The sequence below is a fragment of the Psychrobacter communis genome (assembly GCF_014836505.1).
Classification (GTDB): Bacteria; Pseudomonadota; Gammaproteobacteria; order Pseudomonadales; family Moraxellaceae; genus Psychrobacter; species Psychrobacter faecalis.
This window is the reverse complement of record NZ_JACSQR010000001.1, coordinates 193,097-216,482: the sequence shown is the minus strand read 5'-3', so window position 1 is coordinate 216,482 and position 23,386 is coordinate 193,097. Positions and strand designations below refer to the sequence as shown.

The window sequence follows — 23,386 nt, the reverse complement described above, 5'->3', positions numbered from 1 at the left end:
AAGCTGCGTGTATAGCAACCTTATTTTCTCATTTTATTTATTTCATTATTATAAAGTACAACTTAACTAAAAATTAAATGGTCACATACTTTTTTATTGATGCCTAAACATTTTAAGCATCAATAATATTTTTAAGCATCTATAATATATAGGCTAGCAATATTTACACTAACCGCGCGCTAGCAAGCTCAGTCAGCTGATATAGCCCTTGACGGTAGCGGTTATCAGGTAAGCTGCTTAGCGCTTGCTGTGCCAGTTTGGTTTCTTCCAAAGCACGCTTTTTACAGTATTCAAGCGAACCTGACTGACGGACGAGCTCGATAAGCTGCTCAGCGTTTGGCGTTTTACCCGTTTGCACCGCAAGGCGTAATTGCTCATAGCCTGCTTTATCGCTGTCTTTTAATAGTTCAAGTGCCTTAATGGTTGGCAGCGTAGGTTTGCCTTCTGCCAAATCATCGCCCAAATTCTTGCCCATTACTTCACTATCGCCACTGTAGTCGAGTACATCATCGACGATTTGAAAAGCGTTACCGAAGTGTTGACCAAAATCAGCCAATGCTTGCAAGTGCTCGGTTTTATTTTGCAAAATAGCCGCGCCTTGGGTCGCCATCATAAATAAGCGTGAGGTTTTGCCATCAATGATATTGAGGTAGTCTTGTTCAGTGGCTGCAGGGTTATGCTGATGCTGAAGTTGTAAGACTTCGCCCTCGGCAATATCACAGGTGCCATCGGAGAATACCTGCAATAACGGCAGGCTCTGAAAACCAACCAACAGATTAAAAGCGCGGGCGATTAAATAGTCACCGACCAGCACGGCAGTGGCGTTGTCCCAAGTAGCATTAGCCGTTGGTTTGCCTCGGCGCTGACCTGACTCATCAATCACATCATCATGTACCAAGGTTGCCGTATGCAGCATCTCAGTAATCGCCGCCAGATGCATCGCTTGTTGCGATGGCTCGTCGCTAAACATGCGCGCGCACAATAAGGTAATCAGCGGGCGCATACGTTTGCCGCCAGCATTAATCACATGCTGCGAAACGCTCATCACCAATTGGACTTTAGAATTCAAGCTGCCAAAGACTTGCTTATCCATAATCTCAAAATCGTTAGCAACGATACTTTGGATATCAGCATAGCTTAGCGTATCGGCAGAGCTTGGCGTACTGGTTAGAACGTTTAATGGCGTGGTCGAGGTTGCGGCGGCGTTCGATAAAGAATTACTGGTCATAATGAGTCGTCATACCAATGAAAAAAATGAAAAATGAGTTTAGATAGCGGTCTATTTATAATAATGCTTGCAGCAAATAATAGTTAGGCTAGCGTTTGACGCATAATAGCATAGCTGTTTAGGTCAATGGTTGATTTAAGTATAGCAGAAAGTAAGTGAGGACTTTTAATATAGCGACGTGTTTTCCTTTTGATTTCTATCATTTTTAAAAGTTAACTGGTTAGATTTTTTTAATTAGTCACTTATGTTAGCAACATTTTATTAATAATAGTCGTTAATAAGGTTTATATTTACAAAAAACTGTAAGTCACTGATAATATAAGCTATAATAGCGGCTGTTGGATTTTAACCCATTCGCGTTCGTTATAGTATATCTACATAGAGCGGTTTATCTTAACATCGGTAGTCACTACCTTTGTCAGTGAAATCTATCGCTTTTTTTGAGAATTATATCAATCGCTATGATTGTTATTACCACCTTGCAAAAACAAGAGGCGTGGCTTGCTTTTATGAGCAAAAAGCCGTAAAATCTTGCCTTTAATTTTTCCCTGTCGTGTTCGTTATTGAAGCGTTGATATAACATCAGCCACGGCACACGGGTTAAACGGAGTCAGACAATGTACGCAGTAATCAAAACTGGTGGTAAACAGCACCGTGTTGTGGTCGATGAGCTTTTAAAAGTTGAATTACTAAAAGCAGAAAAAGGCGAAACAATCAAATTTGAAGACGTATTGATGGTTGTTGACGGTGAAACTGTCAAAATCGGTCAGCCTGTCGTTGAAGGCGCTAGCGTAGAAGTTGAAGTAGTTGAGCATGGTCGCGGCGAAAAAATCCGTATCATCAAACACAACCGTCGTAAGCATTATCACAAAGAGCAAGGTCACCGCCAATGGTATACCTTGTTAAAAATCAAAGCGATTAATGCCTAATTATTCACTTAGCAATGACTGCTAAATAGCGCACTAAATGCTTAAGAGTTGTCGCATTAGCGATAAGTCACATTAACAAGGAGATTTTCTCATGGCACATAAAAAAGCTGCCGGTTCGAGCCGTAACGGTCGTGATTCAAACCCAAAAATGCTAGGCGTTAAAATCTTTGGTGGCCAAGCTATCACAGCTGGTAACATCATCGTACGTCAACGTGGTACAGAATTCCACGCAGGCGAAGGCGTTGGCATGGGTCGTGACCATACTTTATTTGCACTAAATGACGGTGTGGTAAAGTTTGCGACCAAAGGTAAATTCAACCGCCGTTATGTTATGGTTGAAAGCGCATAGTTGCCCATCTAGATTATTTAGTTATTAACTAACATAATCCGATGACTAAAAAAGCCCTTATTACCCTTTGGTAGTAAGGGCTTTTTTATGGCGCTCATTTACATGAAAAACAGCTAAAGCAAAGAATAAACAGCGCCATATTCCGTGTAACGCTGTCGGTTACAAGCGCGTATGGCAACGGTAGTAATGATTGCAAATCATGACTAGGCGCGTAATAAAAAAACTGGCACACTGTCTGCATTGTTTACTGACGTCGATTTTTTGGCGCGAGATAAGCACTTATTGAAAACAAAAACTTTAATTAAAACGTTTTATCTTTATGCTATTTTGCATTTGAGAGAGGATTTATAATGACTGTATTATCAAAAAAAACTACTTTAAAACAAAAATTAATGGGTGGCGCTTTAACAGGCTTATTGATGACCTCACTTGGGGTGGCAGCGCCGATGGTGGCATTGACCCAAACGGCAAGCGCTGCTCCTGCGGATAATTTAACGGCCGCTAAACGTTTAAATAAGCTGTTAAGCAACACCAAAAGCATGACCGCTAATTTTAGCCAAACCACCAAAGGCGCGAATAGTGGCACTTTTAGCGGTACCATGAGCGTCCAGCGTCCAAATAACTTCCGCTGGGAAACCAGATCACCGTCAGAACAGCTCATTGTGGCGAATGGTAGCTCAATGTGGATTTATGACAAAGATTTGGAACAAGCGACAAAGCAAAATGTCGATAGCCAAGTAGGTAACACGCCAGCGTTATTGTTATCGGGTGATCCAAGTAAGATTGATAAAAACTTTAAAATCACCCAGCCTTATGCCAATAAAAACTACTATGTGCTCTATCCAAAATCAGATAGCGCCAGCTTTAAGAGCTTATCGATGAGTTTTAGCGGCGGCAAACCTGTGATGATGGTGCTGAATGATACGCTAGGACAAACCACGACGATTAAGTTTAGCGGTATTAAAATGAACCCAAGTATCAATAGCAGTCAGTTTAAATTCACGCCGCCAAAGGGCGTTGATATTATTAATCAATAATTCTTTTACTGATTGAGCCTATAAAAAAAGGACACGCTTATAAAGCCTGTCCTTTTTTATTGCTATAAGTCCAAGATATACAGATTTTACTTTAATCGATAAGAAATAACGACTTGCTACTAAGACAAAGCTTTGATGGCTTCCATATCGGGCAGTGGCGGTAGCTCATCTAAATTGGTCAATCCAAACGCATCTAAAAATTGCGCTGTGGTATGTAGCAATGCAGGGCGTCCCAAGGTTTCTTTATAACCTTTCTCTTCAATCCAGCCTTTATCAAACAGTTGACGCAAGATATTACTTGATAGCGTCACACCGCGCACATGCTCGATGTCACTACGGGTCACCGGCTGCTTATAGGCGATGACACTCAAGGTTTCAAGCAGGGCTTGGCTCAGGCGCTCTTGACGCTGAGGAAAGACACGCTGGATTAATGCACTATAGTCGTCGGCAACTTGCAGTCGATAGCCGCTAGCCGTTTCATGTAAGGTCAGCACACCAGTATCTAAACGTTGTTGTAATAGCGCTAACGCTTGCGTAAGCTCTTTAGTGTTTAATGACAGATATTTTTTTAAAATACTGGCAGTCAGAGGCGCTTCTGAAGCGTGCAGGAGTACTTCGATATGCTTGCTGATTTCTTCTAAATCTTGATTTTGCTTATCTGTCATTGCACGTATTCTCTGTTAAAACCATTAAGCTAGCCACTGTAACGTTAATTGTCCTATATGGCGGTCTGCTGCGGTTTCATTATGGGCAGCTGATTGGCTTTCTGGGTTATTATTCACGACACCAACCAACTGCCGTTTCATTAGCTCAAGTACCGCGACAAAACTGACTACGACGCCTACTTTACCTTGGGATTTATCCAGTAGCTCATAAAACGAGCGCGCACCATCCGTGCTTAGTTGTCTGCTAATACTGGCGATACGATCAGAAAGGGGTACGGCATCAACTTTAATGGTATGCATTTGATAGTCGGGCTGTAGCTGCATTTTAAATAAGCTATCAATCAAAAGGTTTGGCGAATAATTGGGTAATTCGGCATTCATAACGTCTTGACTTGGCATACTGACCAGCGCTAAAAATACATCGCGCTCAAGACGCACGAGATTGTCCAAACGCTGACTGGCCACTTTGATTTGCGCATACTCTTCAAGGCGTTCAATCAGCTCAGCTTTTGGGTCGCGCTCATCGCTTGGCGTTTCAGGCTTTGGTAGCAGCAGCTCGGTTTTAATGGCAATCAAGGTCGACGCCATCAGCAGATAGTCACCGGCCAATTCAAAATGTTCGGTATCCAGCTCACCGATATAAGCCAAATACTGCTCAGTAATCGGCAATATCGGCATTTGGGTGAGATCGACATTGTTCTTTTTGACCAGATATAATAAAAAATCTAAGGGTCCAGCAAATTGCTCAAGCCAAATGGCAAAGGCTTGCGGTGGTACATAGAGATCTTCTGGTAGATGCTGCACCGGCGTCTGATAAATACGCAGCGCCATATCATTATTGATTGAAATACGATGTTTGCTATTGTTATCCATAAACTTAGCGTTTTCATCCACGCTTACGGAAAATGCGGCCTTTGGTAAAGCCGCTGTTTTATTTTTCAATACTGTCTGCACCTTTAGCAACCGCCCTGATTACTGTGAGTAAAAGCAATCAAAGACTTACTTAAGCTTAGCGAGGGGGCGAATGCCAATAGCACGGCGAGTTTTATCGAGCTGTTTACGGCTATGGCGACGGGCTTTTTCTGCGCCCATTTGTAAGATTTCTTCTAGCTCTTTTGGATTGGCCATTAGCGCTTCGTAACGAGCACGGAATGGGGCAATCTCGCTATTGATTTTATCAAACAATGCTTGCTTGGCATCACCCCAGCCAATGCCAGCTGCATATTGATCACGCATATCAATAATCTCTGCAGGCGTCGCAAAAGCTTTATAAATCTCAAAGAGGGCAGAATCATCAGGGTCTTTTGGCTCAGCAGGCAACTGCGAGTTAGTCACAATTTTCATGATGGCTTTATACATCTGCTTTTCAGGGCTGACTTGCGGATTAGGCTCACCAAATAAAGGAATGGTATTGCCATAGCTCTTACTCATTTTACGGCCATCAAGCCCTGTTAATAGTGGGATATCTTCATCAACAACCGCTGACGGTAACGTAAAGAGAGGTTTATAACGATGGTTAAATGTACCAGCGATATCACGTGCCATCTCGATATGCTGTACTTGGTCACGACCGACGGGTACATGAGTCGCATTGAACATCAAGATATCAGCCGCCATCAGCACTGGATAGCCAAATAGACCCATATTAATACCTTGATCTGGATCAACGTCGGCTTTTTCGGTATTGATATCGACTGCCGCCTTATAAGCGTGCGCGCGGTTCATCAGCCCTTTGGCGCATGAGCAATTTAAAATCCAAGCCAATTCTGGAATCTCTGGCACATCTGACTGACGATAAAAGGTCACACGTTCAGGGTCAAGACCGCAAGCAATCCAAGTCGCGGCAATGATTTTGGTCGATTCATGAATGACAGCAGGGTCATAACAGCCGATAATGCCATGATAATCGGCCAAAAAGAAAAACGCCTCATCATTACTATCTTGAATAGATTGAATGGCTGGGCGAATAGCACCAACGTAATTACCTAAATGAGGAATGCCCGTCGGTTTGATGCCGGTTAGGATACGTTTACTTTCTTGTTTAGAACTGTCTACAGCTGCGTCAGTTTGAGTACTCATGAAAAATCCGTTATTTTATTTCTCACATCGTTATTTATGCAGATGAGTTATTGATATGAGTGAGTTATTAATAAGTTATCGAGGTAAGTAATAGGGCTGATAAAATACCAGCTGCAAAGTATAGCAAATTTCGCAGCTATTTTTTGGGGAATCAAAACCTACTTATAAATATCGGTACGACCGTTAGGGCCGTTTTTAAAGCGACGATGGAACCACATCCATTGGGTAGGATCGATACGAATCAAGCCTTCTAGCACCTCATTAACGCGGGTCGCGTCAGCAACCTCATCATCGCTTGGATAATTGTCTAGCTCTGGTGTGATGGTCAGATGATAATGCGGACGTTTGCCTTTGGGCAGGTTATCAGGTGTTTGCCGATAAGTATGCAGCGCCATGAGTGCGGGTGGGTTTTGCTTGTCACCCAATTTTGCCATCCGCCGAGATGCGGTAATAGTAGCAGCGGGCACACCAAAGAACGGCGCCATGACACCTTGTTTTAAACCATAATCTTGGTCAGGTGAGTACCAAATCACGTGCTTAGCTTTAATAGAATTAACAAGGCTACGCATGTCACGGCTGGCAATCTGCTTGCCAAAAATCTTAGTACGTCCGTTATAAATGAACCAATCAAGAAGCGGATTGTTTTGCGGCCGGTACATACAATCGGTGGCAAAAAACTGCGTACAGAGCATGCCGCCAAGATCGAGCATTGTATAATGCGCCCCAAGTAAAATCACTGGACGACCTTGGTTTTGGGCATTCACTAGGTGCTGTAAGCCCGAGATAGACACCGTACGGGTAAAAATATTGGGACGATACCAAGCGCACAAGGTTTCAAACACACCGATACCTTGATTGACAAAAACTTGCTTTGCCATCAACTCGCGCTCAGCTTCGGTCTTTTCTGGAAAAGCCAATCTTAAATTAATTAAGGTATCACGTCTGCGCGAGCCGGCCAGTTTATAGATTGAAATACCCAGTTTACGACCCAACCAAAACTGCCAACGCAGCGGCAGATATATCATCGGCATGATAATTGCCAATAACAGCCAGATGCCCCAATATTGCGGCAATAAAAACTGCCACTGAAAGGGTTTTTTTTCTGCTTGCGCTGTTTGCTTATGCGTTTGCGTAATTGTAGGCATGCCAGCAGGAATGGCGGGCGACTTAACCATGTCGTTTTGTTTATCATGCTTACCTGTAGGCGGCGGCATACCCATTTTTGATGGGTTACTAGGATCGTATTGTTCGGGGGCTTTCATAATGAGCACAGTGTAATAAAAGTTATTATTATGATGGGGGAGCGCGTCCAAGTTTGCAAGCAAGTTTTAATAAACTAACGACAACGAGAGCTAAGGACTTTTAAACTATTAGGCATTTAAACAATATAGTCAAAATATCCTAAAAACACTACGGTACTGCTGATATCAATTTTTTTTAGCCTCTGTCTGCGCAGGCACAGCAAGCAAGAAAAATTGATATCAGCAGGGCATGATGTATCGATATTACTTTTCACTCACTATAGAATTAAAACAGCAGCGCTAAAAAACAGCCATAAAAAAACCTTATAAACTGTGACCAGCTTATAAGGTTTTGCAAATCTACTCTTTTGCTTAATACGGCTGCAGCGACTCTGAGAAAAAGACGCCAGCAGTAAAAGCCAAAGAGATAGCTTTGATTAACGTTTTGAGAATTGTGGACGTTTACGTGCTTTACGTAGACCCAATTTCTTACGTTCAACTTGACGTGAGTCACGAGTAACAAAGCCAGCTGCTTTTAGAGCAGGTTTGTTGGCTTCGTCAAGCTCAATCAATGCACGCGTGATGCCGTGACGGATTGCGCCCGCTTGACCACTGATACCGCCACCTTTTACAGTGATGTATAGGTCATAAGCAGTAGGTGATTCAAGGAGTTCTAAAGGCTGACGAACAACCATGCGCGATGTTTCGCGGCTGAAGTACTCATCAAGTGGTTTGCCGTTAACAACGATAGTACCAGTACCTTTCGCTAAAAAGACACGAGCGGTAGAAGTTTTGCGACGACCAGTTCCGTAATTGCGTTCCATAAGTATATCCTTAGATGTCTAGTTCTTTAGGTTGCTGAGCTTCATGTGGATGTTCTGTACCCGCATATAGTTTCAGCTTTTTGATCATCGCGTAGCCAAGAGGACCTTTTGGAAGCATACCCTTAACCGCTTTATGTAGAACATCTTCAGGCTTATGTGCAATCAGCTTGGTGAAGTTGGTTTCTTTAATACCACCTGGGTAACCACTGTGACGATAGTACTTTTTGTCTTGCGCTTTTTTGCCCGTTACCGCGATTTTTTCTGCGTTGATAACAACGATAAAATCACCAGTATCTACGTGCGGCGTATAACAAGTCTTGTGCTTGCCACGTAAGCGACTAGCGATTTCAGTAGCTAAGCGACCAAGGGTTTTGCCGTCAGCATCTACGACATACCAGTCATGGGTCACTTCAGCTGGTTTTGCACTAAGTGTTTTCATGATAAAACCTTAAAATTAGAATTCGTTGAGAGTTTAGCTGGGAACGGGGCTCTCAAAAAACAGACTGCACATTATAAGCAGTAGCGCCTACGCTTGCAAGCTGCATTGGGGTTTATTTTCGCCTTATATACATTAAACTGCAGCGTTGGCCAGTTTTTTAGCGGTTTTAAACATTTGTAAATTTTGTTAATGGCTTTTATTAACCCGACAATTATGACGCTGAAAGCTGATAAAGTCCAGCGACAACTTGCCCAACTTTGGTCTGTTTTAGGCATTCAAAACGTATCAAGCCTTGCGTTATCTCTGCGGGCGGCTCAGCGCTTTCGTTAATGCTTGCTACCAGTTGGTCCAGTTGTAGGGTTAAATCTTTATCCGCTTCTAAATAGATCAGCGTTTCTGTGGTGATTAGAGACTGTTTAATGAGTGCTGTCAAAATCGGCTGCCATAAATCTTGCGCATAGGGCGGATCGATAAAGACGATATCAAAATGCCGCTGTATTGTTTGATTTTGCGTCAAAACCTGCTCAGCTGTGCCTTGAATAATCTGATAGTCACTGGCATCTAAGCGTAATTGCTCGGCGCTTTGGCGCAGCATAGTGACTTGCGCCGGACTTACTTCGATAAAGGTGGTATGAGCAGCGCCCCGTGATAAGGCTTCAAAGCCTAAAACGCCGCTACCGGCGCAGCTATCAAGTACTTTAGCTTCATGAATATCGGCAATTAACCAATTAAACAAGGTCTCACGCAGGCGGTCAGGAGTCGGGCGCAAGCCTTCGGCATCGATAAAGCTGACGATACGGCGTTTATACTGCCCGCCAATGATACGCACATCACCCGCTACTGCGTTTTTTGCTTTATGATTTTTCTTTTGTTCGCGACAATTTGAGAGTTTCTTCATAGCGTCTCTTATCTATAGCCTTTTATTCGGTGCATTTTGTTTTATATATTTTATTCAGATGTGGCTGCGTTCTCGGCAGCTTGCGCCTCGGCGTTTTCCGCTAGCGCTTGCTCTTTATCACGTAAGGCGTCGCGCATGGCCTTTTCAAAAGCCTTTTGGCGTTTGATGGCCCTTAGCTCATCGGCAGTTGGTGGCAAAATAGGGTCGGTTTTACGCTGTAGCATCCAATAATCAAATAAGGCGCGACCAATAGGCGCTGCAACGGCACTACCGCCGCCGCCATTTTCGACCAAGACCGACAGGGCGATTTCTGGCTCTTCTACAGGCGCGAAACCATTAAACCAAGCATGATCCCAGTGACGTTTATCGAGTGCCGCTTTATTATAGCTTTTACCTTGAGCGATAGATTTGACCTGCGCCGTTCCGGTTTTACCAGCGATGCGATAGCGCGGTGTATAAATGCCACGCGCTGTACCTGCCTTAACCGTTTGTTCCATCGCATCGTGCATACGCGTCCAATCTGACGGTTTACCATTGTAGTCAATTTTGCCATCAGGCTTGCTAATCACGTTAACGGCCGCCGCGCCATCGCTGCTTTTTAATAAATGCGGGGTGATGTGATAGCCTTTATTAGCGGTCATGGCGGTGGCATTGGCAATCTGTAATGGCGTGGCTAAAAAATACCCTTGGCCGATACTGACAGAGATGGTTTCACCTGGTAACCAACCTTTATCATAGGTGTCTTTTTTCCATTTTGGTGACGGCATAACGCCTGATTTTTCATTGGGTAAGTCAATACCGGTCTGCTCACCAAAACCAAAGCGCACCATCCAGTCATGAAGGCGCTGAATCCCCATCTCATACGCCAACTTATAATAATAGGTATCTACCGACATCATGATGGATTTCTTTAAATCTACCGTGCCGTGACCACCGCGTTTCCAGTCGCGAAAACGATGCGAATCGCCGGGTAGACTGAAATAACCCGGGTCATAAATGGTCGTTTCCCAATCTCGTAGGCCGTAATGAATACCGCCCAAACCCTCAAAAGGTTTAATGGTTGAGCCGGGCGGATACATCCCTTGTAGCGCGCGGTTATAAAGGGGTTGATCGACATCATCACGCAGAGCGCCGTAGTCCTTAAAAGAGATACCCGAAATAAAAGGATTGGGATCGTAGCTTGGGTTACTAACAAAAGCCAAAACATCGCCGTTTTTTGGGTCGATAGCGACGATCGCGCCGCGGCGACCATCAAGCTGCTGCTGCGCAATGGTTTGCAAGCCATAATCTAGACTAAGCGTGATGTCATTGCCCGCAATGGGCGCTTTGGTATCAAGTTGACGTAGAATATTGCCATGAGCATCGGTCTCTACTGACTGATAACCGGGCTGTCCGAGCAAGATATCTTCATAAAAATCTTCAATACCAATTTTACCAATAAGATCAGTACCTGCGTAGCGATCCTTATTAATTTGCTTGGATTCTTTATCGTTAATACGTCCGACATAGCCAATCACATGGGCAAATAGCTCATCGTAAGGGTACGAGCGCGTGAGTTTACTCTGAATACTGATACCACGAAAAAAAGGCTGACGTTCACTAAACTGCGCCAATTGCGCTTCGGTCAAATCAATTTTGATTGTCACTGGGTCATTTTTGGTTTTGCTAACGCGGGCCAAAATATCGGTAATGTCTTTTTCGGTAAGATCAAAAATGGGCGCGAGCAGATTTAGCGTGCGCTCTGGATCTTCGACTTCGTCAGGGCTGAGCATAGCGGTAAATACGGGCTGATTGTCAGCGAGAATCACACCGTTACGGTCGTAAATATAACCGCGACTGGGCGGCGCAGAGATGAGCTTGATGCGATTGTTATCGGCTTGGGTAGTGTACTTATCATGAGCATACACTTGCAGATAACCGTACCGCGCGATCAAACCCAACAAGCCCACAAACATAAACAGCCCAAGGATAATAATGCGGCTGGTAAAAATACGATTGACCTGTTCAGTATCGGACGCGAGCGGTTTGTTCATATAAAGTCAGTACCCAGACGATCAGTAAAACGGTCGTTGATAAAGTGATGGTTGATTAAGCACAGATAAATAAAGCCAAGAAAGATACAGTCATTTTTTTGTTTATCTAAAGCGGGGTGAGCATAAAGGATAAGACAAAGTATTTCAATAACATAGCGCGATGATTTATCAATAAAAAGGTCAAATAATTTACTTACCGTCTTCAGCTAGCCAGTAGCATTAAGCAACCGCAAATTATAACAGAACAAACACTTGCGCGCAGTAGGCAGTCGTCTATTTTGTGAGGATCGTTATTGCCATGATCGACAGTGTTCTTTAGGTGTTTTTAACATCATTAAATGATAGTAAAGGTTTAGGGTGGTGAGTAGGGCGCAAAACGTGTCATCGCTAGTCACAACTTGCCAAGGCTTGATATGTGCTAATAAATAGCAAGTATGCTAAAATCAGGCGATTTATTTTAGCCACTTATCGCATCTATAGCGTTATTTAATTTAGTGGTTATTGAGGATAGAGCGTTTTTATTGAGCGTTCTTAATCGACTAAGGATATTTGCTTAACAACGACCATCATCACCTCAAGGATAATTAGAGTCATGGATGCAAATTCATTGTGGCAGACGATAGCGGAACACCCCGAGTTTTTTGCTATGTTGACCATTCCACCAGTGACTGCATTTGTCACTTGGATACACGTGTGGATGGCACTCAAGATGCTATTTTATCCGATTAAATTTTGGGGTATTCGGATTCCAAACTTTCCATTCTTTGGTTTGCCGGGATTGGGTTGGCAAGGGATTGTGCCACGTAAGGCAGGCAAGATATCGGGCGTGATTGTTGATCAGACGCTCTCAAAGCTGGGTTCGCTCGATGAGTTTTTTCAGGCGATGGAGCCAGAACAGATGGCGGTATTTATCACCGATACGGTCGATGAAAACCTTGAGAGTTTGATTGATGAGATTATGCTTGACCATTCGCCAGCGCTGTGGGGCAATCTGCCTTATGCGTTAAAGCGCCGCGTCTATGCCCAAGCGCATCAAGAGTTGCCAAATATCATGCAATCCTTGGTGACCGATTTGACCTATCACGTCGAAGACTTGGTCGATATGCGCAAAATGATTGTCAATAAAATGGAAAGTGACCGGCGTTTGATGGTCAATATGTTTTTAAAAGTTGGGCAAAAAGAGATTGATTTTATCTGGCATATCAGTGCTTTGATTGGCCTTGTATTCGGTATTATCCAAATGTTTATATTTTTGGTGGTACCGCAGCATTGGACGGTACCGTTTTTTGCCGCTATTTGGGGATTTTTGACCAACTGGATTGCGATTTGGATGGTGTTTAACCCAGTTGAGCCACGTTTTATTCCGTATGTGAAGTTTTTTGTGCTACAAAGCCGTTTCCCATTTATTAAGCCGCAACTGCCGCATATCGCGCAGTACCGTTTCCAAGGCGGTTTTATGAAGCGCCAAGAGGAAGTGTCTGAAGTTTTTGCTGAGATTGTGGTCAAAGATTTGGTCACTTTAGAAAACATCATGAATGAGATGATGTATGGTGACCGCGCCGCCGAAACGCGTGAGTTGATGAAATCGCATTTGTATAAAGTGTTAGAATCGCCGGTCATTAGTACCACATTGCGGGTTGGACTGGGTCGCCGCGAGTTTGGGCAATTGAAAAATACCATTATCGACAAATCCATCGTCGCGACTATGGTGCCACTGCGAGACCCTGAACTTAATGAAAGCCGTGCCAGTAAAATATTTGGGCTATTTCGCGATCGTATTCGCGCGCTATCCCCTGATGAGTTTCAAAACCTATTGCGTCCCGCTTTTCGCGAAGATGAGATGACGCTGATTATACTCGGCGGTTTGACAGGTTTCTTGGCAGGTTGGTTGCATCTGGTCTTGGTGTTTTTCCCTGCCATGCAGTGAGAAAGGGTTTTTATGTTCTTTACACATATCGCCTACAGAGTGGATACAGAAACGTGACAAGTTGACGCTAATGTACCATGCTGTAAGTCTTCTAAGCTACAATGGCTGATAGCTACAGATGCAGAAAAAAGCATGACAATGACGGCGTAATGTCTAAAAGTAACGACTATTGACTATTCTCAGACGCATTAAAAATACTGCTTTCTAAAATAAACAATGACCGTATTAAGGTAAACAAGGTTAGACCGTATGTTAATCACAGAATTGGGTTATTTTGCCTTGCTGGCCGCCTTTGTATTGGCGATTTTGCAGGTGGTATTACCAACCATGGGTGTCATGAACGACCACGTTGCCTGGCAGCGCCTTGCTCCGAGTTTAGCGTGGGCGCAGTTTGCGGCCATGATTGTCTCGTTTGGGTCATTGATGGCAGGCTTTTATTTTAATGATTTTAGCTTGGTTTATGTCACCCAGCACTCTAATACCTTGTTACCTTGGTATTATAAATTGTCGGCGACGTGGGGCGGACATGAAGGTTCGCTGCTACTATGGATGACCATTATGGCCACTTGGTGTGCGCTGGTCTCCTACTTTAGCCGTGGCTTACCATTGACCATGCGCGCCCGCGTACTGGTAATATTGGCTGGCGTGCAAGTGATGATGCTGGCGATGTTAATCTTTACCTCATCACCGTTTGATCGCACTTTACCAAATTTACCCGTCGATGGCGCCGATTTAAACCCTCTGCTACAGGATTTTGGTTTGGTTATCCACCCGCCGATGCTGTATATGGGCTATGTGGGTATGGCTGTGCCATTTGCATTTTGTATGGCAGCATTATGGGAAGGACGTTTGGACGCTGTCTGGACCCGCTGGTCGCGTCCATGGGCACTGGCGGCGTGGGGCTTTTTGACTGTTGGTATCGCACTTGGTTCTTGGTGGGCTTATTATGAGCTTGGCTGGGGCGGTTGGTGGTTTTGGGATCCAGTAGAGAACGCCTCATTGATGCCTTGGTTAGCTGGCTTAGCTTTACTGCATTCATTAGCCGTGACCGAAAAGCGCGGGGTCTTTAAAGCGTGGACCATTATGCTGGCCATTTTTGCTTTTGCCTTGAGTCTTTTGGGCACCTTCCTTGTGCGCTCAGGCGTCATTACTTCGGTGCATTCGTTCGCTGCCGACCCAACGCGCGGTCTGGTTATTTTAGTCATTCTGGGTATTATCGTCGGTGGCGGGCTGTTGATGTTTGCCGTACGCGGTTGGCGTCTGACGGTTGAAAGTCAGTATCAGCTGATATCGCGTGAATCATTTTTAGTCATTAATAACGTGATTATTTTAATCTCAACCTTAGTCGTACTGCTTGGTACGCTATATCCTATCATCGCTGACTCCTTTAATTTAGGTCAGGTCTCTGTTGGTCCTCCGTACTTTAATGCGCTATTTGTACCTTTGGCTTGGCTGTTATTAGTAGCGATGGGCATGGGTTCTAATATTCGCTGGAAAAAAGACAGCCGTCCGCTCTTAGGCGCCGGTATGGTCATTGCGGTCAGCAGTTTATTATTAGCAGCGATTATTGCCTACTTTGTTAGCCCGTCTGATATGTTAAATATTGGCGTGACGCTGGCGGTTAGCTTTTGGGTTTTACTTTGGATGGCAGTCGATTTTAAAGACAAAACCAAAAACGCCCAAAGTTTCTTTAAAGGACTACGTCAGCTACGTTTGAGCTACTGGGGGCAGCAAACTGCTCATATTGGCGTAATCGTCGCCGTCATCGGGGTGGCGTTTACCAGCACCTTGAGTGTCGAGCGCGATGTGGCATTGGGTGAAAATGAAACTGTGCACGTACAAGGCTACGACTTTGAGGTCAAAGATTTTCATGAAGTCAGGGGCAGCAATTTTGATGGTATGCAAGCACAGGTTGAGGTGACCAAAGAAGGTCGCGCGGTGACAACTTTGTATCCGGAAAAACGTACTTATATTATTAGTGGTATGCCAATGACCGAGGCGGCAATTGATGCCAGTCTCATGCGTGATGTCTATATAGCGCTGGGCGAGCCTATCGCAGAAGACAGTAATAAGTGGGCGGTACGTATTTATGTCAAGCCGCTGGTGCGCTGGATATGGCTTGGGGCGATTATCATGGCCTTAGGCGGTCTGCTAAGTATGCTCGATAGCCGTTATCGTTTTAAAAAGGCTAAGGCATCAACGCAAACGGCAGCCAACAAAGCAGGATTTATTACCGAAGCTCACGTAGGGGAGAAGTAACATGAGTCAGTCAAATAATTCTTCCCAAAAAGCGCCTGACAATAAAGGTGATGCAAACCACAAAACGACCAAGACCATGAAAAAAAGCCAAATAAAGATATGGTTTTTGATTCCGCTGATTGTGTTTGTTGGTTTTATTATTATGCTGTACCTGCGTTTGGGTCAGCCGACGGATATCGTCACCAATACTGCGCTTGAGCGGCCGGTACCGTCATTTGAGTTGCCATTATTGTCCGATACTAGCCGTATGATGACCAATGACAATTTGCCCGAACAACCATTTTTGATGAATATTTGGGGCTCGTGGTGTCCAACTTGTATCATTGAGCATCCTTTTTTAATGCAATTAGAGGAACGCGGGGTCAATTTGGTTGGCGTTAATTACAAAGATGACATCGGTGATGCGCTAGGATATTTAAATCGTGGCGGCGATCCATTCTCCATGTCTATTCAGGATTTATCTGGGCAATTTGCTTTAGATTTAGGCTTAACTGGCGCGCCTGAAACCTTTGTGGTTGATGGGCAAGGTATTATTCGTCAGCATATTGTTGGTGAGATTAATGAAAGCAACTGGCAAAGCCGCATCATGCCCTGTCTGATGGTGCTCAATGAAGCGGATAAGAAAAATGTCAGTCCCGATCCTAGTCAGGTTCAGGAGGTGTGTAAATGAACGCCATACCTTTAACAGTGATGTCATCAAAAAGCACGTCATCAAAAAGCCTGTCAGCACAAAGCATAAAACCAGCAAATTTTATAATAAAGTTAGCCGGCTTAATGCTTGCGTGCTTGCTTAGTTTTATCCTCAGTTTCAGTGCGCATGCTGCCATTGACGTTTATGACTTCGATTCGCCGCAGCAAGAAGCGCAGTATCGCGGACTTATCGAGGAGCTGCGTTGCCCCAAATGCCAAAACCAAAATTTGGCAGGTTCTGATGCGCCCATCGCACAAGATTTAAAGCAAAAAACGTACGACATGATCAAAGAGGGTCGTAGTGATGCTGAGATACGCGCTTATATGCAAGAGCGTTATGGCGACTTTATTACTTACAAGCCGCCTGTGCGCCCATCGACTTGGATACTGTGGTTTTTTCCGCCATTATTATTGATTGTGCTAATCATTGGCTGGTTTTGGCAAAGTAAACGTAGCCAGCGCGTGGCGCGCGGTGAAAGTGCGATTAATGTAGACAGCGCCGCAGCGTTATCGGCGGCAGAAAAAGCGGAGCTTGATCGTTTATTGTCTCGTAGCAATAGCAATGCTAAAAGCGAAGCTGTTATCACCAGTACAGAGGACAAAAAATGACCCTATTTTCTACTTTTGGCTTATTTATTGCCCTAAGCTTATTTATTGCGCTGTTACTGGCCGTTATTGCTATCATGCCATGGCTACGCGCGTCACGCTTGCGCGACAAGCCCGTTGACAACCAACTGCTAGACATCAACGTTGCTGTATTCCGTGAGCGTCTAACAGAGCTGCAAACCGATAAAGACAGCGGCACCATTGATGACGTCCATTACCGCAATCAAAAGCTCGAGCTTGAGCGCCAATTACTGGACGCGCAGCGCACAGTCACACCCATGGTAGCGCCAAGTTACAAAAGTCGTTTGATTATCATGATATGGGTGCCGGTATTGGCAGGATTGGCTTATTTTTTAATCAGTGACCGTACGTCAGTATTTGACTTATGGGTAGCTGAAGATAAAGTCGGACAAGTGGCAGATGACTTATTGACTGGTAAAATCGATCAGCCGCCTGCTTGGGCGATTGAAGATGGTACGCAGCTAATCAGTGCGATGCAGACCAACGTCTATCGTCATGCTGATGATCCTGATCGCTGGATGCGTCTGTCTGAGCTGTTTTTGTCATTAGAAGCAACCGACTCAGCGCTTGAAGCCTTATCGCGTGCTTATCGTTTGTCGCCAGGCAATGAAGAGATCGCCACCACTTATGCGCAAATCAGTTTTTTTGCCAATAAAGGCCAGCTCGATGCCAATAGCCGCCGCGTCTTACAAGACGTACTAGCAAAAAATCCAAAGCATGAAGGCGCTCAAATGTTGATGGCAATGGGCGAGGCGCGTGGCAATAACTTTGAGCAGGCACAAGGCTGGATTAAGCGTTTGCGCGCCAGTATTGCTGCCAAACCGGGCGACCATAGCCAAGCGCTGGCAAGCCTTGATGAATTGAGTGCCAACGTCAGCGCGCAGCAGCAGCAGGCATCTGAGGGCGTTGAGGTCACCGTCTCTATTAATGCAAGTTTACTACCATTAGTAAAAGCAGACGATGTGTTGTTTGTCGCTATTCGTGATGTCAAAGGTGGGCCACCGTTCGCTGCCAAGCGTTTACCGATTAGCGTCATTAAACAAGGAGAGGCGACTATTAGTCTAAGTGATTTAGACGCCATGATGCCTGAACGTACGCTTGCGTCTGCTCGCGGTGATAAAGTCCAGCTTGCTGTCATTGCGCGTATTAGCCATAGCGGGACCGCCGATGCTGAATCCGGTGATTTAACCGGCAATCCTGTGGTGATTAGCGCCGACCAAAATCAGGTCAATGTGGCTATTAATCAACAAGTTCCTTGATAGATATATTGTAAAAACTGAATACTTAATAAATGCGCGCCGTCATATTTTTGGCGGCGCACAACCCGCACAATCTTATCTGATGAACAGATAAGTCATCGTAACTTGCCGCATCAAGACTAAAAATACTTGAGCTTTTGAAAGCCACAAGGTAAGGTAAGCTCTGCAACCCACCAATCCCTAAGTTTTATTAGTCCCAAAATCCTATCTATTAAGGAGAGTCGTATAATGATGCGTATTATTTTGCTAGGTCCACCAGGCGCCGGTAAAGGTACCCAAGCCCAGTTCATCTCTAAAGAGTATGATATCCCGCAAATCTCAACAGGTGATATGCTGCGTGCCGCCATCAAAGAAGGTACTGAACTTGGCAAACAAGCAAAAGATGTGATGAACGCTGGTGGTTTGGTTTCTGATGATCTTATCATTAACCTCGTGCAAGAACGCATCGCCAAGCCTGACTGTGTCAACGGCTGCATTTTAGATGGTTTTCCGCGTACCATTCCACAAGCCCAAGCGCTTGCTGATGCCAACGTAGCAATCGACCATGTGATTGAAATTAGCGTGCCTGATGATGAAATCGTCAAGCGTCTATCAGGCCGTCGTCAGCATGCTGGTTCTGGTCGTGTTTATCATATCGACCACAATCCACCTAAGGTCGAAGGTATCGATGATGTGACGGGTGAGCCGTTGATTCAGCGCGAGGACGATAAAGAAGCGACCATTCGTGATCGTTTAGCGACCTATCAACAGCAGACCTCTGCCTTGGTTGGTTACTATCAAGAAAAAGCAGCTGAGGGCGGCGATGCCCCTAAATATGACAAATTCGATGGCACCCAAGGCATTGATGATGTTAAACAGCAAATCTTATCGGCACTAAAAGGCTAAAACTTTTTAAACGTCGCCGATAGACGTGTTGATTAACCTTTATATTCAAAACCCTGCCGCTTGTTATTAATAGCAGCAGGGTTTTTTAATGCTTAAAAATAAATGCTAACCAGTACCAATAAAAAAGCCGCTTACTTAAATTCAGTAAACGGCTTTTAGCTACTATTGTTTAAATGCAGCTTAGCTAATGCTTTAGCAAAAAGTTACGCGTTACCTTGGGCATCAACTTGCGCTTGCTGTTGGCTTTGCGCATATGCTTGGTCAAAGTTGACTGGTGCAAGCAATAACTGCGGGAAACTACCACGCGTTACGATGTCGCTGATCACTTCGCGCGCATACGGGAACAATACGTTCGGGCAGTAAGCACCCAAGATTTGACCGATTTGATCTTCTGGGATGTCTTTTAATAAGAAAATGCCCGCTTGATGCACTTCAGCGATAAATGCCGCTTCTTCAGCGTTTTTAGCGTTGACACTGACCGTTAATACCACTTGATAATGATCGTCATCAAGCTTTTCAGCGTTGCTCGATAGATTGATATCAAGCTCAGGGTTCCACTCTTTAGTAAATACAGCGGCGCCTGGGACTTCAAGTGACATGTCTTTTACATAAATGCGTTCTAGTGCCAATTGTGGTTGTGCTTGCTCTTCAGCCATGGTCATTCCTCTAAAAGTTAATCAAATAATAGGGCAGATTGTCATTGTAACAACATATCATTGTAATATAAATGCAAACTAAGGTTTGAGATTTATCTCAAGGTCTTTTACGCAGTTTTTTTAAATGTTTTTTATCACAAAGCTTTATTCTTAACGCTGTCTATTTTTACACCAATAAAAATAGACAGAAAAGGACAATAGCAGATTAACCGGCTAATAGCTCGTCAAGTTTGCCTTGTTGGTTCATTTGGTTAAGCTCGTCGAAACCACCGACAAAGATATCACCGATGAAAATTTGCGGCACAGTGCGATAGTTGTTGGTCTTTTGCATCAAAGCTTGGCGCTCTTCGCGGCTGATGTCATGCATGCCGATTTCTTCGTAATCAACACCTTTAGATTGTAATAATTGCTTAGCGTTTGAGCAGTATGGGCACATTGGAGTGGTATAAACTTGCACAGGTACAGTCATGGTCTTTCCTTATTTATAAATTTATGGGGGAGCAATTTTGTTATAAGTAATAGGATAAATAGTAAGATAAAAAAATTATAGGGTAGTCATTAATATAATCCGTTATCAATACGTAAATAACCCCTATATTTGCTGCTCCTCCGTATAAAGTGGGGATGGCTATGGCAAATTCAAGCAGTGTTGGTTAAAAAGTGCTGACGGTAGCATAGTTAGCGTATAAAAAAAGACACCTGATAAAAAGGTGTCTTTTTGATTGGTACTGCTGGTTAATAAGACCAGCTAATAGGATTTGTCTTACTTATGCAAACTTGGCTTGGCTTTACCTTTATTTTTAGATTTAGTATCTTTTATGCCAACCAATGGCATACCAGCGCCTTGCCAGCCGCCGATTCCGCCATCTAGGCGATAGACATTGTCTTTACCAATCATTTGGACAGCAGCACCTGCTTGGATACCCATATCACAGACGATGATGACTGGCTGCTCAATCGCACGAATTTCCTCAATGCGGTCTTTGAGTTCAGTAAAAGGTATGTTGCGGCTGCCTTGGATATAACCAGTTTCAAATTTCTTTTTGGCGCGAATATCGATCAGCTGCGCATTTTGCGAGTTGACCATCATACCCAAGGTGTTGGGCGATATTTTTCTGCCACTACGTTTGTTTTCAATAGCAAAAAACAGCACGGCAAGCACGGCTAATATACCAAATAAAAACGGGTGGTTGCCCACAAATTCCAGCGCACGATCCAAACCATACCTCCAAAAATATAAGTGTTCGGTCAAACTGAGATAACAGCCCAACGATGGTGAACAAGGCGCTATTATACCGATAAGGTCATCTATAGTAAACGGGCGATGGCTTCGTCGTTACTTTATCTCGTCGTTCCTTTATCAGTAACCTTTAGACATATCTGCTAATAAGGCTTAGTATCCGCCTCTTCTGTTAGCGTGACAAGGTTTTCGACCCGGCGCTGCAACACTTCGCCGTCCGCAACCGCTTGCCACAAGGCACAGCCTTTACTGTTATGGGTATGGCGACAATCGCGGAACTGGCAATCACCTGCCAGTGGCGCAAGCTCGATAAAGCCTGAGATAATATCATCAGGCGTTAAATGCCAAATACCGTACTCACGAATACCAGGGGTGTCGACAATGCCGCCTTGGGTTAAGTCATCTGGATTAAATGGTAATAAGCGACTGGTGGTGGTGGTATGTTGACCGAGCTTTGAGTTTTCAGAGATAATATTGACGCTTTGTGCTGATTCAGGTAATAAGGCATTAATTAAGCTGCTTTTACCGACGCCTGACTGACCAGCAAAAATAACCAGTTTTTTATCGATATAGCGCTTTAGCTCATCAAGCCCTTTTTGCTCGTCACTATCAGCGATGTTTTCAGGGCATGCAACCGAGGTCAGTACGCTCTCGTAACCAAGCGCCGCGTATTGTGCCAATAATTCACTGGTATCGACGCCGTTTTCTTGCGCCAGTAGATCAGCTTTATTAAGTACCAATAGTGGCTTTACGCCCGCATGATGACAAACGACCAAATAGCGATCAATCAATGTCGGCGCAGCGGCAGGCAAGGGTGCAAATACAATGGCCAAAATATCAACATTGGCGGCGACAGGTTTGAGCTTATGATAACGGTCAGGACGCGAAACGAGCGAGGTGCGGGGCTTGACGGATTCGATACGTCCAAAGCCGGTATTAGGGTCTGCAGTCCAGCGTACTTGGTCGCCCGCTGCTAGCATGGGCAGATTGGTACGCACATGACAGCGCCAAATATCGCCTAACGTTAATTCCTGCCAAAACGGCTCAGGATCATCAGGCGCAATCTCCGGCTGCACAGGAATTACTGCCGGCAAGCTGGTCACTTGTACTTCTAGCTGCTTACCATAATGCGCCATGACCACGCCATCCATCAAACTGTCATCGATGCTGTCTTGGCTATCAAGCTGTTGTTTGTCGATGCGACGAATCTGTTGTTTAGTCAGTTTGCGTTGCCGGATTAATGCCATGGGTTGTGACCTATTAGAAAAATATTGCTAAGTGTAGCGTGAAAATTTGCTAACATACAGCCTAAAGCGCCGCTAGCAGATAGTGGTTTTGTAATGTTTTCGTTTTATTAGGCATTATAGCCAACCAAGTGCAAAGCATATGATTTTAGCCTGACCATTTAGAGTCAGTTTAATTGATTAACAAGGCTCACAAGTTGTGCCAAAGTTTATTGACCATAGGATATTTTATGAGTACCGACGACCATCCCAATAAAATTAAAATCAAAAACCAAGGTAAAAAAGGGTTGGTGTGGATTGACCTAGAAATGACCGGACTTGATACCTTAAATGATGAGATTATCGAGATTGCGACCGTAGTGACCGATGAGGATTTAAACGTCCTTGCCGAAGGACCTGTTTTCGCAATCAAGGTATCCGATCAAGTGTTAAATAAAATGGATGACTGGAATACCAAGCAGCATGGCCAGTCAGGCTTGGTCGACCGCGTGCGCCGTAGTACCGTGACCTTAGCAGAAGCAGAAGCGGAAACCATTAAGTTTTTGAATAAATGGGTCGATAGTGGCAAGTCGCCGATGTGTGGTAACTCAATCTGCCAAGATCGCCGCTTTTTAGCCCGCCAAATGCCCGAGCTTGAGCGCTTCTTCCATTATCGCAACCTTGATGTGTCGTCGATTAAAGAGCTGTGTTTCCGCTGGCGTCCAGATATTTTAAGGAACTTTGAAAAAGGCGGCAGCCATTTAGCCTTAGATGATATTCGCGATTCTATTCGCGAACTAAAACATTATCGTCAGCATTTCTTTAAGTTGATGCCTTAACGTCATGTTTAAAGATTGGTGCCTTAAAAATCAATCTTTAGAAATAACCATTTAAGAAC

Annotated in this window: 23 protein-coding genes; 10 read left to right on the top strand and 13 right to left on the bottom strand. The window is 44.3% G+C overall.

Annotated elements, in window-relative coordinates:
- Window positions 1-163: 163 nt before the first annotated feature.
- Complete coding sequence (locus H9653_RS00855; RefSeq protein ID WP_200661691.1) at window positions 164-1,093, bottom strand: polyprenyl synthetase family protein; 930 nt, start codon at window positions 1,091-1,093, stop codon at window positions 164-166.
- A 752-nt stretch (window positions 1,094-1,845) separates the two neighbouring features.
- Between H9653_RS00855 and rplU the strand changes: the two genes are divergently transcribed.
- The 3 genes from rplU (at window position 1,846) to lolA (ending at window position 3,543) form a co-directional block, all read left to right on the top strand.
- Window positions 1,846-2,157: a 50S ribosomal protein L21 gene (gene rplU / locus H9653_RS00850; protein ID WP_144297745.1), complete on the top strand. Its 312-nt coding sequence runs from the start codon at window positions 1,846-1,848 to the stop codon at window positions 2,155-2,157.
- A 91-nt stretch (window positions 2,158-2,248) separates the two neighbouring features.
- A complete protein-coding gene (rpmA, locus tag H9653_RS00845; protein ID WP_055123782.1) occupies window positions 2,249-2,506 on the top strand; it encodes a 50S ribosomal protein L27 in 258 nt (85 codons plus the stop codon).
- A gap of 350 nt (window positions 2,507-2,856) precedes the next feature.
- Window positions 2,857-3,543: an outer membrane lipoprotein chaperone LolA gene (lolA, locus tag H9653_RS00840; protein ID WP_191689743.1), complete on the top strand. Its 687-nt coding sequence runs from the start codon at window positions 2,857-2,859 to the stop codon at window positions 3,541-3,543.
- A gap of 119 nt (window positions 3,544-3,662) precedes the next feature.
- Here the strand turns inward: lolA and scpB are convergent, their stop codons facing one another.
- The 8 genes from scpB to mrdA form a co-directional block, all read right to left on the bottom strand.
- Window positions 3,663-4,208 (bottom strand): SMC-Scp complex subunit ScpB, encoded by a 546-nt coding sequence (gene scpB / locus H9653_RS00835; RefSeq protein WP_191689741.1) that lies wholly within the window; start codon window positions 4,206-4,208, stop codon window positions 3,663-3,665.
- A gap of 24 nt (window positions 4,209-4,232) precedes the next feature.
- Window positions 4,233-5,081, bottom strand: coding sequence for a segregation and condensation protein A (locus H9653_RS00830; RefSeq protein WP_191689792.1), 849 nt, complete (start codon window positions 5,079-5,081; stop codon window positions 4,233-4,235).
- A gap of 126 nt (window positions 5,082-5,207) precedes the next feature.
- Window positions 5,208-6,287 (bottom strand): tryptophan--tRNA ligase, encoded by a 1,080-nt coding sequence (trpS, locus tag H9653_RS00825; RefSeq protein ID WP_191689739.1) that lies wholly within the window; start codon window positions 6,285-6,287, stop codon window positions 5,208-5,210.
- Between the two features lie 158 nt (window positions 6,288-6,445).
- Window positions 6,446-7,432: an LpxL/LpxP family acyltransferase gene (locus H9653_RS00820; protein WP_444428285.1), complete on the bottom strand. Its 987-nt coding sequence runs from the start codon at window positions 7,430-7,432 to the stop codon at window positions 6,446-6,448.
- Window positions 7,433-7,965: 533 nt separating this feature from the next.
- Window positions 7,966-8,352 (bottom strand): 30S ribosomal protein S9, encoded by a 387-nt coding sequence (gene rpsI / locus H9653_RS00815; RefSeq protein ID WP_191689735.1) that lies wholly within the window; start codon window positions 8,350-8,352, stop codon window positions 7,966-7,968.
- 10 nt (window positions 8,353-8,362) lie between these two features.
- The gene (gene rplM / locus H9653_RS00810; RefSeq protein ID WP_068407459.1) at window positions 8,363-8,791 is read right to left on the bottom strand and encodes a 50S ribosomal protein L13; all 429 of its coding nucleotides are present in this window, start codon (window positions 8,789-8,791) and stop codon (window positions 8,363-8,365) included.
- A gap of 211 nt (window positions 8,792-9,002) precedes the next feature.
- On the bottom strand, window positions 9,003-9,689 hold the full coding sequence (gene rsmD / locus H9653_RS00805; protein ID WP_191689733.1) for a 16S rRNA (guanine(966)-N(2))-methyltransferase RsmD: 687 nt from the start codon (window positions 9,687-9,689) through the stop codon (window positions 9,003-9,005).
- A 50-nt stretch (window positions 9,690-9,739) separates the two neighbouring features.
- A complete protein-coding gene (gene mrdA, locus H9653_RS00800; RefSeq protein WP_191689731.1) occupies window positions 9,740-11,722 on the bottom strand; it encodes a penicillin-binding protein 2 in 1,983 nt (660 codons plus the stop codon).
- A 592-nt stretch (window positions 11,723-12,314) separates the two neighbouring features.
- On the opposite strand from mrdA, the gene H9653_RS00795 reads away from it, so the two are divergent.
- The 6 genes from H9653_RS00795 to adk all read left to right on the top strand — a co-directional run bounded on the left by H9653_RS00795 (window position 12,315) and on the right by adk (window position 19,369).
- Window positions 12,315-13,649, top strand: coding sequence for a hypothetical protein (locus H9653_RS00795; protein WP_068407450.1), 1,335 nt, complete (start codon window positions 12,315-12,317; stop codon window positions 13,647-13,649).
- Between the two features lie 249 nt (window positions 13,650-13,898).
- Complete coding sequence (locus tag H9653_RS00790) at window positions 13,899-15,908, top strand: heme lyase CcmF/NrfE family subunit (protein WP_191689729.1); 2,010 nt, start codon at window positions 13,899-13,901, stop codon at window positions 15,906-15,908.
- 1 nt (window position 15,909) lies between these two features.
- A complete protein-coding gene (locus H9653_RS00785; RefSeq protein ID WP_102077371.1) occupies window positions 15,910-16,578 on the top strand; it encodes a DsbE family thiol:disulfide interchange protein in 669 nt (222 codons plus the stop codon).
- An 86-nt stretch (window positions 16,579-16,664) separates the two neighbouring features.
- Window positions 16,665-17,207 (top strand): cytochrome c-type biogenesis protein, encoded by a 543-nt coding sequence (locus tag H9653_RS00780; protein WP_318242137.1) that lies wholly within the window; start codon window positions 16,665-16,667, stop codon window positions 17,205-17,207.
- Window positions 17,204-18,484, top strand: coding sequence for a c-type cytochrome biogenesis protein CcmI (gene ccmI / locus H9653_RS00775; RefSeq protein ID WP_191689727.1), 1,281 nt, complete (start codon window positions 17,204-17,206; stop codon window positions 18,482-18,484). The genes H9653_RS00780 and ccmI overlap by 4 nt, the downstream gene beginning before the upstream one ends.
- 228 nt (window positions 18,485-18,712) lie before the next feature.
- Complete coding sequence (gene adk / locus H9653_RS00770; RefSeq protein WP_068407441.1) at window positions 18,713-19,369, top strand: adenylate kinase; 657 nt, start codon at window positions 18,713-18,715, stop codon at window positions 19,367-19,369.
- 203 nt (window positions 19,370-19,572) lie between these two features.
- On the opposite strand, the gene secB is transcribed toward adk, so the two are convergent.
- The 4 genes from secB to rsgA form a co-directional block, all read right to left on the bottom strand.
- Complete coding sequence (secB, locus tag H9653_RS00765) at window positions 19,573-20,025, bottom strand: protein-export chaperone SecB (RefSeq protein WP_068407439.1); 453 nt, start codon at window positions 20,023-20,025, stop codon at window positions 19,573-19,575.
- Window positions 20,026-20,230: 205 nt separating this feature from the next.
- Complete coding sequence (grxC, locus tag H9653_RS00760) at window positions 20,231-20,494, bottom strand: glutaredoxin 3 (RefSeq protein WP_144297733.1); 264 nt, start codon at window positions 20,492-20,494, stop codon at window positions 20,231-20,233.
- Between the two features lie 294 nt (window positions 20,495-20,788).
- Entirely contained in the window at window positions 20,789-21,244 is a 456-nt protein-coding gene (locus H9653_RS00755; RefSeq protein WP_144297732.1) for a rhodanese-like domain-containing protein, read from the bottom strand.
- Between the two features lie 164 nt (window positions 21,245-21,408).
- On the bottom strand, window positions 21,409-22,512 hold the full coding sequence (rsgA, locus tag H9653_RS00750; RefSeq protein ID WP_068407430.1) for a ribosome small subunit-dependent GTPase A: 1,104 nt from the start codon (window positions 22,510-22,512) through the stop codon (window positions 21,409-21,411).
- Between the two features lie 227 nt (window positions 22,513-22,739).
- Here rsgA and orn point away from each other — a divergent pair, with 227 nt between their 5' ends.
- On the top strand, window positions 22,740-23,327 hold the full coding sequence (orn, locus tag H9653_RS00745) for an oligoribonuclease (protein ID WP_068407427.1): 588 nt from the start codon (window positions 22,740-22,742) through the stop codon (window positions 23,325-23,327).
- Window positions 23,328-23,386 lie beyond the last annotated feature (59 nt).